12 protein-coding genes are annotated in these 14,460 nt (G+C 67.6%); 2 read left to right on the forward strand and 10 right to left on the reverse strand.

Translation table 11 applies throughout. The features are described from left to right. Positions 1 to 9: 9 nt before the first annotated feature. The 8 genes from M2317_RS02455 to M2317_RS02490 all read right to left on the reverse strand — a co-directional run bounded on the left by M2317_RS02455 (position 10) and on the right by M2317_RS02490 (position 9,683). Entirely contained in the window at positions 10 to 1,227 is a 1,218-nt protein-coding gene (locus M2317_RS02455; protein WP_429456982.1) for a glycosyltransferase family 4 protein, read from the reverse strand. Then, positions 1,224 to 1,625: a DUF2304 domain-containing protein gene (locus M2317_RS02460; RefSeq protein WP_429456984.1), complete on the reverse strand. Its 402-nt coding sequence runs from the start codon at positions 1,623 to 1,625 to the stop codon at positions 1,224 to 1,226. The genes M2317_RS02455 and M2317_RS02460 overlap by 4 nt, the downstream gene beginning before the upstream one ends. After that, positions 1,622 to 2,350, reverse strand: a complete 729-nt coding sequence (locus M2317_RS02465; RefSeq protein WP_429456986.1) for a glycosyltransferase family 2 protein — start codon at positions 2,348 to 2,350, stop codon at positions 1,622 to 1,624. The genes M2317_RS02460 and M2317_RS02465 overlap by 4 nt, the downstream gene beginning before the upstream one ends. A 32-nt stretch (positions 2,351 to 2,382) precedes the next feature. Next, positions 2,383 to 4,308, reverse strand: coding sequence for a DUF6541 family protein (locus M2317_RS02470; protein WP_429456988.1), 1,926 nt, complete (start codon positions 4,306 to 4,308; stop codon positions 2,383 to 2,385). Continuing rightward, a complete protein-coding gene (locus M2317_RS02475; protein WP_429456989.1) occupies positions 4,305 to 5,042 on the reverse strand; it encodes an ABC transporter ATP-binding protein in 738 nt (245 codons plus the stop codon). The genes M2317_RS02470 and M2317_RS02475 overlap by 4 nt, the downstream gene beginning before the upstream one ends. Beyond that, positions 5,039 to 5,944: an ABC transporter permease gene (locus M2317_RS02480; RefSeq protein ID WP_429456991.1), complete on the reverse strand. Its 906-nt coding sequence runs from the start codon at positions 5,942 to 5,944 to the stop codon at positions 5,039 to 5,041. The genes M2317_RS02475 and M2317_RS02480 overlap by 4 nt, the downstream gene beginning before the upstream one ends. A gap of 102 nt (positions 5,945 to 6,046) precedes the next feature. Further along, positions 6,047 to 8,359, reverse strand: coding sequence for an FG-GAP repeat domain-containing protein (locus M2317_RS02485; protein WP_429456993.1), 2,313 nt, complete (start codon positions 8,357 to 8,359; stop codon positions 6,047 to 6,049). A gap of 250 nt (positions 8,360 to 8,609) precedes the next feature. After that, complete coding sequence (locus tag M2317_RS02490) at positions 8,610 to 9,683, reverse strand: glycosyltransferase (protein WP_429456995.1); 1,074 nt, start codon at positions 9,681 to 9,683, stop codon at positions 8,610 to 8,612. Positions 9,684 to 9,768: 85 nt separating this feature from the next. Between M2317_RS02490 and M2317_RS02495 the strand changes: the two genes are divergently transcribed. Further along, entirely contained in the window at positions 9,769 to 11,535 is a 1,767-nt protein-coding gene (locus M2317_RS02495; protein WP_429456997.1) for a DUF4012 domain-containing protein, read from the forward strand. A 145-nt stretch (positions 11,536 to 11,680) separates the two neighbouring features. Beyond that, positions 11,681 to 12,349, forward strand: coding sequence for a hypothetical protein (locus M2317_RS02500; protein ID WP_429456998.1), 669 nt, complete (start codon positions 11,681 to 11,683; stop codon positions 12,347 to 12,349). A 134-nt stretch (positions 12,350 to 12,483) separates the two neighbouring features. Here M2317_RS02500 and M2317_RS02505 read toward each other — a convergent pair whose 3' ends face one another. Continuing rightward, a complete protein-coding gene (locus tag M2317_RS02505; protein WP_429457000.1) occupies positions 12,484 to 13,932 on the reverse strand; it encodes an LCP family protein in 1,449 nt (482 codons plus the stop codon). Further along, positions 13,929 to 14,396: a 5-(carboxyamino)imidazole ribonucleotide mutase gene (purE, locus tag M2317_RS02510; RefSeq protein WP_429457644.1), complete on the reverse strand. Its 468-nt coding sequence runs from the start codon at positions 14,394 to 14,396 to the stop codon at positions 13,929 to 13,931. Before purE ends, M2317_RS02505 begins: the two co-directional genes overlap by 4 nt. Between the last annotated feature and the right edge of the window lie 64 nt (positions 14,397 to 14,460).

The raw sequence follows: 14,460 nt of genomic DNA on the forward strand, positions 1-14,460 counted from the left end.
AAATGCCTTTCACTCCGGTCGAGAGCTCGCACCAGAGGCCTTGTTCAGCTTACCGGCGCGCGCCAGAGCGACCTGAGAGACCACCGCCGAGACCCGCGCGGCCACGGCATCGAGAGATGCGTGTTCGGCCGCCCAGCCGGCGCGCTCCGCCCGACGGCTCTCGGTCCGGCCATCCGTCATCTCGGCGAGCAGGGCGCGCATCGCGTCTGCGACGGCCTCGGGCGTGAATTCGACAGCGACGCCCAGTTCGGCCGATCGCACCAGCTCGGCACCAGCGCCTGGGCCCGCGAACAGCACCGGAGTCCCGATGGCCGCGGCGGCATACGTCTTGGTGGGTTTGGCGAAGTCGTAGCCGATGCCCGGAACGATGCTGACCAACGCGGCCACGGCGCCTCGTATCCACGCGGCAGATGCTGTCGGGCTCACCACTCCCCCGAAGCTGACGCGGCCGGGGACGATTTCTTCGGCAAGAGACCGGAGGGCGGACTGGACGGACCCCTGGCCGAAGAATCGCAGCTTCACGTTCGGATGCTCATCGGCGATGAGCGCCAGGGCCCGCACGAAGATATCGGGCTGCTGCCATTCGGACATCGTGCCGGTGTAGACGAAGTACTGATCATCCGTCGCCCGCTCCACGTCGGGCGCGAAGACCGCTGTGTCGATGCCGTTGCCCACCGTCGTGACCCGCGCGGGATCGGCGCCCAGTTCGATCAGGCGGGCGGTCACCTCGTCGGAGACCGAGATGATTCCTCTCGAGCCTCGCAGAACGGCTCGCTCGAGCCCGCGGATGACGGAGATGACCGGACGAGGAGCCGCCATCGAGACGACTCCGTCGGTCCAGACATCAGCCGCGTAATAGACGACCGGACGTCGCTTGAGCCACGCGACGATCAGCACGACGAGTCCCGTCGTCGGCGGGGCCTCGGCGACGGCGACATCGAATCGACGCCCCATCAGGCGGAAGATCAGCGGCACATCGAAGCTGAGGTACTGGATGTACCCACGGACGTTTCCTCCGCGATCACGCAGCACCGGCCAGCGGCGCACAGCGACGCCGGGCGGATCGGCGACGGCGGGAGCGTGCTTCGGCGGACGCGTCGTCAGCACGGTCACCTCGGCGCCCCTGCGCGCGAGCGCGCGTCCGAGCGCGCCGAGGCGGAAGGCACCGGCACTGACCTCCGGAGGGAACAGTCGTGACGCGATGAGCGCACGCATGGGTCGACTCATTCGTGCGGGTCTCCGTCCGCACGCTCGGCACGAGCGGAACGATCGTCGAGACGTCGCTCGAGCTGCGCGATCCGGTTCTCCTGGAACGCAGACTGCTCCGCCAGCGTACGCAGCTTCTCCTCGACTCTCGTCAGCTCTGCGCCGTACTGCAGGCTGACCAGGAACAGCAGTCCGATCGCGACGAAGAACACCAGGTTCGTCGGCACCGTGATGCCGAGCGTCTGGGCGGCCCAGGTGAGCGTCTGCGGGAAGACTGCGATGACCAGTGCCAGCACGCCGCCGACGAACCACCACACGGCGTGCCGCTCCCGCAGAGTGCCACGACGCATCAATTCGATGATGGCGACCAGCGCGAGGACCGCGGCGGCGATGCCGAACGCATACGTCACAGGACTCATCGCACGTCCTCCAGTCGCGTGCGCGGCCGCAGCATCGCCAGCCCGAAGGCCGCGCATGCACGCACCAGATAGACGGCAGCCTTGAACGGATGATGCGAGGGACTGCCCGCCTGACGCTCGCGCATCTCCACCGGCAGCTGTCGCACGACCAGCCCCGCCCGTGCAGCGATGACGAGCGCCTCGACGGTGTCGCCGAGATACTCGGCCGGGAAAGTATCGGCGAACAGGCGCACGGCTCGCGGACCGGCAGCCTTGAACCCGCTCGTGACATCGGTCAGCCGGGTTCGGGCGACCCTGCTCATGACAGACGCGAGGATGCGCATGGCCCATTTCCGCGGTCCGCGTACGCCGTAGTCCCCGACTCCCGCGAAACGCGCACCGATCATCAGGTCGGCCTCGCCGAGTCCTCGGATCAGTTGGAGGACGGCCGCCGGATCGTGCTGTCCATCCGCATCAACCTGGACGACGACGTCGAAGCCGTTGTCGCGGGCGAAACGGAAGCCGGCCCGCATGGCTCCTCCGACACCCAGGTTGAAAGGCAGCGTCAGCACGGTCGCTCCCGCCTCGGCTGCGACGATGCCGGTCCGGTCCTTCGACCCGTCGTCGACGACGACGACGACGGCGCTGGGGATCGCGTTGCGGACGTCGCGAACGACGCGCGCGACGGATTCCTCTTCGTTCAGCGCCGGAAGGACGATGAGGACACGACTTTCTGCGGCTTCCATCGTGATCGATCCTAGTCGGGAGGCCTGTGCCGCTACTCGTCGCATGCCGTGATCCGCCAGAGTGATGCGTCGCCCTGTTCCGCGACGAACTCGAAACCGTCCTGTCCTTCGAAGTCGGTCATCCCCGGCATGACGTACCGGCCGGGCTCTGCCTCGCCAGGGCCGAAGTCGAGCACGTACTCGGGCGATCCGTACAGTTCGAGGGCGTCGCAGACGGCGGCCTCCGTTTCGGCGTCCCGCAAGTGCATCGCCAGTACCTGCCACGCGTCTGTTCGAGGCGGTGCCCATGTCCGAGGGTAGACGTCGAGTCCACTCAGGAAGTACCCGAAGCCCGAGCCCGTCGACGGGTTCCCGAGCACCCGATCATCAGCGGCGACGCGGTCGGGAAGCGACTCGAGCAGTTCGCGCTCATCGGGACTCAAGTACGTATCGGAGCCAGCACGGTAGGTCGAGCCCTGGTAAACGGTCCCCTCTGTGACTTCCGGCATCGCGACAGGACGCACCAGGACCAGGACGATCATGAAGACGGCCGTTCCGGACACGGCCAGCAGCGTAGGGATCGAATCGTTCTCCGCATGCCCGAACCGTCGCGTCACGGTGCGGACGACCGCATCGACGCCGAGAGCAGCGAGAGGGATCACCACGACGGGAGCGATCGCCGCGATCCGGTACGGATCCGCATACCAGGCGCCGAGGATCGCGTTGCGCACGAACGGATTCCCGACCGTGGCGACCAGGAAGTACAGGGCAGATACTGCGACCCATGCGACAGCCAGCCATCGCATATTCGAACGGCGCACCGCGACGATCAGACCGAGGACCATGAGCAGGCTCACGCCGTACGCGAACGGGATCATGACCTGACCGTTCAGCAGGATGTCCACCAGCACGGCCAGCTTGCCGCGAATGGGCGGCCAATGCGAGCCCGTCGTACCTTGCGCCAGATAGGCCCACAGCGCCGCGAGGATGATCCACGAGACCGCGACGAGGACCAGCGCCAGTGCCCGCCGCACGGGTGCGCCACCGAGGAGGCGGAACGTCAACCAGATCACGCTGATCAGAGCCCAGGGCAGGAACGCGGACGGCTGCGAAAGCAACAGGGCGCCGACGACGACGAGGACGAGCAGTGCACCGCGAATCCCGGCACGCCAAGGAGTGGTCCCCGCGCTCCATCTCCACAACGCCATGACGAGTGCGACTCCGGCAGGAACCAGCGCCATCGACAGCGCATTCGGGAACAGCACTCCCCATTGGAACAGCAGCAGCGGGAAGATCTGCAGCGCACTCGACAGAATCGCCGCATACGCCGCGACAGCGCGCGAACTGCTGACCTCGCGCGCGAGCCAGGCGATGCCGAGCGGCCAGATGAGCGCGCCGATGACGAGCGTGATCGCGTTCGCCGCGGCGGCGACGGAGGCGCCCGTCATCATGACGACCAACGAGACGATCCCGTGCCATGCGGCCGGATAGAAACTGTTCCCGCCGATGACGGCGTTGATGTGCAGCGATGACGCATCCGCCGTCTCCACGGCGAAGCGCACGGCATTCATGTGGAAGACGGCATCGTTGGTCTGCGAAATGGCGTCGGGGCTGCCGATGTATGCCGTCAGCCTCCACACCGCGATGGCCGCACCGATCACCAGACCAGCGATCACTGACCACCGCGGTCCTGCCACTGGCGCAGAGGGCAGTCTGTTGCCCAGCACGCGCGCGATGACCCACGCGAGCCCCGCGATCAGCAGCGCCGTGACCCCCCAGCCCAGCGGCGACCAGGGAATGCCGACGGCACCGAAGAACAGCGCCGTCGCGCCGACCGTCACGACGCCGAAGAGCGGTGCCGCGGCGACCAGCGACAGTCCGCGGAGCCCGACCCCCCAGAGAGCCAGGATCCCGGGTCCGAACACCACGAGCACCCCGGCCACGACGACCGGAATCTGCGCGACCCAGTCCAGGATCACTTGTCCACCAGTGCGATGGCGCCTTCGATTTCACCGTCGTAGACGACGTCGCCCTTGTTGATCACGATGCCGCGTGTGCAGAGCTCGCGAACCATCTCCATGTCGTGGCTGACGACGACGAGGGTCTTGCCGTGGTCGATGAGCTCTTCGAACTTCAGGCGGCACTTCTCGCGGAACGGCGCATCGCCCACCGAGAGGATCTCGTCGACGAGCAGGACGTCGAGTTCCACGTGGATCGCGACGGAGAACGCCAGCCGCATGAACATGCCCGACGAGTAGTGCTTGACCTCCTGGTCGATGAACTGCTCGATCTCGCTGAACGCGACGATCTCGTCGTAGCGCGCTTCGATCTCGTGCTGCTTCATGCCCAGGATGGCCGCGTTGAGGAAGACGTTCTCGCGCCCGGAGAGCTCGGGGTGAAAGCCAGCTCCGACCTCGATGAGGCCGGCGACGCGGCCACGTGTGAGCACCTGCCCATCGTCGGGCTCCATGACGCCGGAGACCATCTTGAGCAGCGTCGACTTGCCGGACCCGTTGAGTCCCAGGATCGCGACGGACTCGCCCTGTCCGATCACGAGGTCGATGCCCTTGAGCGCTTCGAACTCGCTGGTGAGCTTGCGCCGCTTGATCCAGGACACCACGGTGTCCTTGAGCGAATACGCGTGATTGAGCGTGAACCGCTTGTGCACGCCGTCGACGATGATGCTGGGCTTGAGGGTTGTCTGCTCGCTCATAGGTCTTGTGCGAACCTTCCTTCGAGGCGGCGGAACACGAGCTGGCCGAGCAGCAGCGTGACCACGGCGATGAGGAACGTCCACAGCGTGTTCCAGGCGAGCCCCGGCGGGATCTCGAACGCGGTCGCCGTGACGGGGCGCCAGAAGGCGTAGTGGAACAGTTCGACGCCCTGCGTGATCGGGTTGAGCAGGTACAGATCGACGATCCACTGCGGCCAGCCGAGCGTGTCCACCACCGCCTGCTGCACCTGGAACCAGCCGTACAGCACCGGCGACGCCCACGTCGCCAGCAGCAGCATGAGCTCGACGATGTTCTCGGCATCCCGGAAGCGCACGTTGATCGCACCGAAGAAGAGTCCGAGGCCGAGCGCGAACACCATCACGATGATCATGCCGGCGAAGATCGCCAGCACCGACAGCAGCGAGATGTTCGTGATCCAACCCAGCAGCAGGCAGACGACGAGCAGCAGGCCGACCTGTGGCAGGAAGTGCACGAACGCGACGATCACGGCCGACACCGCGAACAGCTGACGGGGAAGGAAGACCTTCCGCACCAGCGCGGCGTTGCCCACGATCGACGTGGTCGCGTTCTTGAACGCCTCGGAGAAGAGGTTGATGATCACGATGCCGCTGAACAGGTACACGGCGTAGTTCGGGATGCCGTGGTCGAGCTGCATGAACAGCCCGAGCACCACCCAGAACACGAGGAACTGGGCCGCGGGTCGCACGTAGGACCAGGTCCAGCCGAGCACGGAGTTTCGGTAACGCGTCGTCACACCGGTGCGCACGAGCAGGCGCAGCAGATAGCGCCAGCGCACCACGTCGATCAGCCCGCGGCTCTTGCCTGGGGTGTCGAACTCGGAGCGCGGGACGGCGGCGAAGAGGTCTCGGGTATCAGTCACTGGCCCACACAATCGAACGCGATGACATCCGTCACCGCGGCATCCAGTATCCCATGGGCGGCTGAGACTTCTGCCAGGACACGTCCCCGGGAGCCGACGCCGTCAGCCCACACTGCTGATCGAACTCCAGCCGTTGCCGATCTGCTTGCGTGCCTTCCAGCCGCCCTTGCCATCGCCCGGGTACAGGTGCATGGTCCCGTCCTTGCGGATGCCGATGACATCAGCCAGCCCGTCACCGTCGAAGTCACCAGGACCGATGATCCGATCCATCGCACCCCATCCGTTGCCGATCTGGCGCGGCGCGGCGAAAGTGCTCTTTCCCGTCGTGGGGTAGACGCGCAACGTCCCGTCCTTGAGCCGGGCGACCAGATCGGCGTGACCGTCCCCGGTGAAGTCGCCGACATTGAGCACCTGATCCGCGATGCCCCATCCGTTGCCGATCTTGATGCCTCTGCCGGTTTCCCAGCCGCCATTGCCGTTGCCGAGATAGAGGTACATTTCACCCCGGGGCGTGATGGCGATGATGTCAGTGCGTCTGTCGCCGTCGAAGTCGAGTCCGCCGATGACGTGGGCGAACTTCTGCCATCCCTGTCCGATCAGTCTCCGGTCGGTGTAGCCGCCGCCGCTCTTGCCCGGATAGAGCCAGAACGCACCGTTGGCGTCGATGCGCGCGATGTCGCGGATCCCGTTGTTGCCGAAGTCACCGAGGGCGATCACTTTGTCGCGGGCCGTCCACCCTGTCGTGAGCCTCGTCACACCGGTCCACCCGCCGTGTCCGTCTCCACCGTAGATCCGGACCTCACCGCTCTTGGTTATGGCGACCAGATCGTTCCCGGCTCGCCCGTCGGCATTGCCCACGCCTGCCGTGAGCGGCCGAGAGTTCTTCACCGCCTGACCGACGGATCCCTTCGTCGCCAGAGTGTGCCAGCTCGTGCCGACGACGCCGAGGCTCTTGGGATACGCGGTGCCTCGTCCTTCGAACGCGACCAACCGTCCGTCTGCTCCGTGCGCCAGGAGATCAGGCGTGCCGTTTCCGGTGAAGTCACCGGGGCTGAAGATAGCGGTCATGCTCTTCCAGCCGTTGCCGATCTGAACCTTGGAACCCCATCCTCCGTTGCCGTTTCCCGGGTAGAGGAACAGGCTCCCGGCATTGTCGCGCGCGATGAGGTCCGTCTTGCCGTCGTCGTTCATGTCGATGCCACCGATGAGCTGACTCATGGCGCCCCATCCCGAGCCGATTGCCACGGGAGCCCGGAATCCGCCGCGGTTGTCGCCTGCACGCAAGAAGAGCTTGCCCGCCGAATCGACGGTGAAGACGTCTGGGAGGCCATCCCTGTTGAAGTCACCAGCCGGAACCACCGTCTTCGTCCCTGACCAGTCTCCGCCCAGCCCCTTGGGCGCCGACAGCGTCGTCGAACCGTTGCCGTACAGCGCCGACGGCTTGCCGTTCGAACCGACCGCGATGAAGTCGCGATGCCCATCCCCGTTCAGGTCGCCGACGCCGAAGAAGGACTTCAGCGCGCCGAGGCCGCTCGCCATCTTCACGCGCGTGCCCCAGACGCCCTTGGCGAACGGGTAGCCCCAGACGTTTCCGGCCGAGTCCGTGCTGACCACATACGCGGATGTGTTGACGTTCGCCAGCTTCGGCGGATCCGCAGCAGGCGCCGGCGCTGGCGCGGTCGGCTTCTGGGTCGAGCCGAACCAGTCGGTGAAGTAGTTGTAGAAGTTGCGGTTGCCGTACGCCGAGCACGAGTCCCCGGTGCCGTAACCGGCGCGCAGCGCCGCGGCGTTGGGCTGATACGGCGTGTAGTAGTACATCGCCGCGGTCGCCTTGTTCTCGATGTACACGGGCGAACTGCCGCACGACGCCTCGACGTCCCAGCGGATGTTCCAGGTCTTCCCCGGCGCGTACCAGGTGAAGTGGCGACCCTCCATGTAGATCTGCATCTGGCGGGCCGCGCCGTAGATCTGGTGGAAGAATCCGACGAACTTCGGATTGCAGGGAATGCCGCCATCCGGGCACCCCTGCCCGAGCGCCTTGTCATAGCGCCAGGAACTCGGCCAGGTGTGGTTGACGAGCCCCTGCTCCTTCTGGAGCATCACGATCAGCACCTGCGGGTTGATCCCGCAGCTCTGCGCCACACGGTAGATGATCCGCGCGGCCGACTCGTTCGCGGCGCCGGTGTACCCCTTGCAGTAGGTGTCAGCCGGGCGATTGACGGACGTGGTCCTGAAGTCCTTCAGGCACGTGTATCCGGACCGGCACGTCTTCACCTTGCCGTTGAAGAACGACTGGATCTGCGCTTCGGACATCGAAGAGCGGTTCGTGAAGACGGCGTCGCTGATGATGTTCCCGGCCTTGAAACCTGCGAGAGACGTCTTGACGATGCCACTGGATGCCGGGTCGGCAGCCACCCTCGAGATGGGTGCTCCAGCGCCAGCGGCCGCTGTCGCGGCGCTCGCAGGTATCGCCGTACCGACCGTCACCGCTATGGCAGCGAGGAAGACGGTGAGGATTCGGGTGATCCTGGGCACGTTTCGAGGGCGTGGGGCACGACGAGACATGTGACCAGTGTGACGCACGAGACGGCATTATCCGCTCTGGCGCGCCCTGCGCGTGGCGCGCCGGGCCGTGTGTCGCCCCTGCTCAGCAACCTCTCAGCAGCTACAGCTCGGCATGCAGCGCCCAGACGCGCTCGGCTGAGCTCGCCCACGAGAACGCGCGCGACCGGTCCCCGGCGAGCACTTTCAGACGCGCCGCGCTCGACGCGACGGCGTCCGCCACGGCATCCGGCAGTTCCTCGGGTGAAACCGTGACTCCGCCGTCGGCGATGACATCTCGATGCACGCCGCTGTCGACCGCGATGACCGGCACTCCCAGCGTCATCGCCTCGACGGCGCGCCAGGGCCAGGCCGTCGACGCGCTCGTGGCGACGAACGCACGCGCACCCGCGAGCACAGCGGCGCGATCGGCCGCGTCCAGCTGCCCGGGCACATGCACGCTGCGCTCCGGAAGCCCGGCGGCCGACGCGAGCTCGACGAGCTTCGGCTCGTCGCCGTCCGCTGCTCCGAGCACCACGGCACCCGTTCCGGCGGCCACGGCGGCACGGAACCCGTGCTCGTACGACTCGCCCGCGCCGGCGACCACGACGTAGGTCTCCGGCGTCCCGACCCGCGTGCGGCGGGCCGCTGCGTCCTCCGGTGCCCGGAATCCGGATGCCGCGGCCCCTGCGATCACCCGCACGCGATCGCCGAATCGGGCGTACTCCTCGAGGCGATCGACGAAGGCGTGCGATGGGACGACAATCGCGTCCGCGTGCTTGGCTGCACGACGCAGCATTCCCCTGTGCCACGCGACGGCGGGCTTGGCCATCGTCTGCGGCTCCTCCCACGCGTCCAGGTCCCACAGCGTGACGACCGTCTGGTCCATGTCGTGCACGCGGTCGTGCTTGACCAGTGGCGCCATCAGACTGGGCGCGTGGATCATCCCGCCGCCGACCATCGGTGCGATGCCGAGCTGCCAGGATGCCGCGAGCTCGCGTCGCTGCAACCCGAGAGTCCGCACCTCGCCGATGCCGCGGATCTCGGGCTTCGCGCCCGCCGGGACGATGACGTCGACGGTGCATCCGCTCGGCGCCGTGGCCAGGAGTCCCGTCGTCAGTTCGAGCGAGGCCCAGGCGATGTCCGGCGACACGACCTGCGCGAGCTGATCGAGAACGACACGCAGCTGAGCACCCATAACAGAAGGGTAGACGGCCTCGGCCCCTTCGCCGGGACGCGCGCCAACGGTCGTCCCGGCGGCGCAGGCGTGCTTGAATGCTCACGTGAGCGACGGACGACTCCCGCGGCATCATCGACGGTGGCTGGGCTGGACCATCGGCACGCTCGTCGTGCTCCTGCTCGTGGCGATCGGCTGGGTCGCCGTCCGCGGCATCGGCGCGACGAATGAGCTCCAGGCGGTGGCGGAGAACACCTCCGAGCTCAAGACGGCCGTCGCAGCCCGGGATCTCGACGGGGCCGAGCTGGTCGCCGACCGCATCGCCGGCCACGCCGCTGAGGCGGCCGATCTCACGAGCGACCCGATCTGGCGCGGCTTTGAATTCGTGCCGTTCCTCGGGCCGAACTTCTCGGCCGTGCGCGAGATCGCGGAGATCGCGGAGACCGTGAGCGCCGATGCCCTGACGCCGGTTCTGGATGCCGCGGAGGGACTGGATCCCGCCGACCTCGGCTTCACCGGTACGACCATCGATCTCGCTCCCTTCGCGGACGCCGCCGCTCCCCTCGGCCGCGCGGATGAGACGCTCTCGGACGCCCTCATCCGGGCGCGGGCGATCGATGCCGGTGCCACGCTCCCTCCGCTCGAGGATGCGGTCGGCGAGGTCCGCGATGCCGTCGAGGAGGCGGCGACGCTGGTCGGAACGCTGCACGGCGCCGCAGTGCTCCTGCCGAGCATGCTCGGCGCCGACGGCCCCCGGTCTTATGTGGTCGCCATGCAGAACAACGCGGAGGTGCGCTCGTCCGGCGGAATCATCGGTGCCATGGCGCTGATCACTGCCGACAACGGGACCATCCGGATCGTGCACAATGCCTCCACAAGCGACTTCCCGCGGCGCGAGGTCCCGCTGGAGACCAGCGAGACCACCGTGTCGCTGTTCGACGATCAACCGGGTCTCTACATGCAGAACCTCACCAGCATCCCGGAGTTCACCGAGGCCGGACCCCTGATCGCCGAGCGCTGGACGCAGCGATTCGGAGGCAGCGTCGACGGTGTCATCGCTGTCGACACGGTCGTCGCCCAGCACCTCATCGCGGCGACGGGTCCGGTGAGTTTCGGACCGTTCACGGCCGATGCGGACAACGTCCTCAGCATCCTGATGTCGGAGATCTACAGCGCCATCCCCGATTCGGAGACCCAGGATGCCGTCTTCGCGGAAGCGTCGAGTGCACTTCTGGCCGCTGCGCTCTCCTCCGGGGAGCCGCAGGCTCTGCTGGGTGCGCTCTCGCAATCGTCGGATGAAGGCCGCGTCCGCATCTGGAGCGCCCACGAGGACGAGCAGACCCGATTGGCATCCACCGCCCTGGGCGGCGCGCTGCCGACGGACGACGACGACGCGACCTGGGTCGGTGTCCTGTTCAACGACACCACCGGCGGGAAGATGGACTACTACGCCGACGCGGCGTTCGCCGTCGCCACCGGTGTGTGCGCCGGCGAGAAGATCACCCGGTTCCAGGTCACCTGGACCAACAACGCGCCGGCCGATGCCGCCACCGCCCTGCCCGAATACGTGACGGCTCCCGGGTGGTATGGCGTACCCGCGGGTGAAACCCGCACGCTGGTCGCCGTGTACGGTCCGCAGGGCGCGACGCCGGTGCGCATCGATCGCGACGGCACCGAGGAGCAGGTGCAGACGGCCGTCATCGAGGGGCGGACGGTCCTCCAGCATTCGGTCCAGCTCGCCCCGGGCGAATCGACGACGATCACGGTCGACTTCACCGGCGACGGCGCGGGCGACCGGCTCACCGAAGTCGCGCACACGCCGCTCATCCGCACCCCGGAAGTGACACGGGAATCCATCGACTGCGGGTCGTGACTTTCACCCCTGCATGCGCTAGTGTCAACCTCACTGGGGAATATCGGACTCTGCCATCCTGCCGTGGGGGCAGGAAGGGTCCACGCAGTCGAATGCAGGGGTGTGTTCGAGTGTGATTCCGCGTGCATCTCTCTGGGGGAGAATCATGCTGAAGAAGATGGCCGTCATCGGCCTTACCGCGGGAGCGCTGCTCCTGGCTGCGCCGACCGCCGCCTCGGCGGCATCGTTCGAGGTCCCGGCTCCACCGCCGGGCACGTACGCGGAGAATCCGCGTGTCTCGGTCGGCGATCCGATCATCGAGACGTGCGAAGCCGCGACGATCTCGTTCGGCGCGGGGTACTTCCTGCCCGGCGAGCGCGTCAACGTGGCGGTGTCGGGGCTGAACTCCGCTGCGGCCGCGATCTCGGGCGATGTCGCCTCCGGCGACGGCAGCCTGGTCGTGTCGTTCCGGCCACCGTCGGACGGTGAGGGGACGTATTCCCTCACGTTCTCGGGCGGCACGCACTCCGGTGGGGCGGCAGCGCCCGGTGACCTTGCGGTGGCACGATCGTCGGCCGGATCCGTCACGCCCTCCCGCGACTACACCGCGACGATCACCGTCCTGGAATCGGGCGTCGGATCCGACTGCGAGCAGGATCCCGCACCGGCTCCTGCCGACACCGAGCTGCCGCTGACCGGGTCGAACGACTCCGGCATCGAGCTCGCACTCACCGGCGGCTCCGTGTCGCCGTGGTTCATCGGCGGCGGCGCGCTCGCGCTGACCGCCGGCGGCGTCCTGATCGCGACCGGTGTCGCGCGACGGCGTCGCATCTGAGTCCGGTCGTCGCATGCGGCGACTGTGACTGGCCGGGCGGCGACGGCCCCTCCCCCTCCGTCCGTCGTCGCCCTGTGCCGAACCGATGGGCTCGTGGAGCGTGGGGCTCCGCGAGCCCATCGACCTGCCTGCGATCAGGAGGACGGTTCGGGCGTGGGCGTCGGCGGGTGCAGGGTGTCCTGCAGGACCTGGCGGATGTAGTCGTAGTCCGGATCCCGGTCGTCGATCCCGTTCTCGGGCGTGAGCTCGATCGTGGTGACCGGCAGCTCCTTCGCCTTCGTGACCAGATCGAAGAACTCCGGCAGCTTGTCCTGCGGAAGATCGGTCTCGACGAGAGCCGTCCCCGCAGCGGCGATCTCGTTGAAGCGCGTCAGCACGGTCTGCGGCGTGAACTGCGCGAGGATCGCCTCCTGCAGCTGACGCTGCCGCTTCATCCGGTCCCAGTCGTTCGTGGTGTACCGCGAGCGGGCGTACCACTGCGCGGTGTCGCCGTCCATCGTCTGCTCGCCGGGCTCGATCCAGCCGATCGCCCAGTCTGCGGCCGGCTCGCCGTCGTACGAAGGGCCGCCGCCCTTGGGCAGACGCTGATCGACCGTGATCTGCACGCCGCCGAGCGCATCGACGAGGTTCGCGAAGCCGTGCATGTCGATGAACACGTAGTACGGAATCGTGATCCCGAGGATGCCTTCGGCGGCATCCTTGGTCGCCTCGATGCCCGGCTCGGAGCCCTGCGCCACGGCATCCGGATACAGTTCCGCGCCGTCGTTGCAGACCTCGACCTCGGTGCGCAGCTGGTTGATCCCGCTGCCCCATCCGCATTCGGGATCGTTGTGGCTCTCGTGCCCGTCCGGATACCTGTCATGCATCGGCCCCTCGGCGAACGGGAAGCCGGGCATATCCCGCGGGATGCCGGTGATCGTCACGGCGCCGGTGTCGGCATTGACGGAGACGACCGAGATGCTGTCGTAGCGCATCGAGTCGCGGCCCTCGCCGCTGTCGGCGCCGAGCAGGAGGATGTTGTAGTAGCCGTCGCTCGGCGGCAGGCTCGGCCCGCTCTGCGTGAAGATCGACCCCAGTGTGTCCCGGCTCGAGCCGACAACGCTCGCGGCGTACGCCGTGCCGCTCCCGACCAGGCCGAGGATCACGACCATCGCGATCGGGATGCCGAAGCGCGACACGGTCGACACCCTCACCAGGCGCACGAGCCGCAAGGTATCGATCGCGAGCACGATCCACAGCACGAGATACGCCACCAGCACGGCCTGCACGACGGTGAGCAGGATGCTGGACATCCACCCGGCTCCCACCGTGAGCCAGAGGAACGTCGGGCGCGCGAAGAGCGCGAGCCCGACGGCGACGATCACGAGGAGCCAGCCGGTCAGCGTCGCCCCGAGGGCGAAGCGGCCGAGGCGGCGGTTGCCGGCGAGCACCTGGGCTGACCCCGGCACGAGCACGTTCAGGACGACGAGCCACCATCCGCGCCGCGCCATGAAGCCGGGATCGGTCAGATCGGGGTTGCGGATCGGTCGCGTCTCGATGAGAGGGCGAGCGCCGAAACCCGCGCGCGGCGCGGCGATGGTCACAGCGAGTCCTTCAGCCGCTGGTTCTTCTCCGCCACCTGCCCCTCGAGCGTGCGGGCGTACTCCTCGATGCGGTCGGCGATCTCGGCATCCGACGATCCGATGATGCGGGCGGCGAGGATGCCGGCATTGCGCGCCCCGCCGATGGAGACGGTCGCGACCGGGATGCCGGCCGGCATCTGCACGATCGACAGCAGCGAGTCCATGCCGTCCAGGTAGGCGAGCGGAACGGGGACCCCGACCACCGGCAGCGGCGTCATGGAGGCGAGCATGCCGGGCAGGTGGGCCGCACCCCCGGCACCGGCGATGATCACCTTGATGCCGCGGCCGCGGGCCTCGCGTGCGTACTGCACGAGCTTGTCCGGCGTCCGGTGCGCCGAGACGACCTCCACCTCGTGGGCGATCCCGAAATCGGTCAGCGCCTGGGAGGCGTCGCTCATGATGCGCCAGTCGGAATCGGATCCCATCACGACACCGACGAGGGGCATGGCAGCGGAGTGCAGCGGCTCAGTCACTCACCCAGGGTACGGT

The organism is Microbacterium sp. ZKA21 (assembly GCF_050434165.1).
GTDB lineage: Bacteria > Actinomycetota > Actinomycetes > Actinomycetales > Microbacteriaceae > Microbacterium.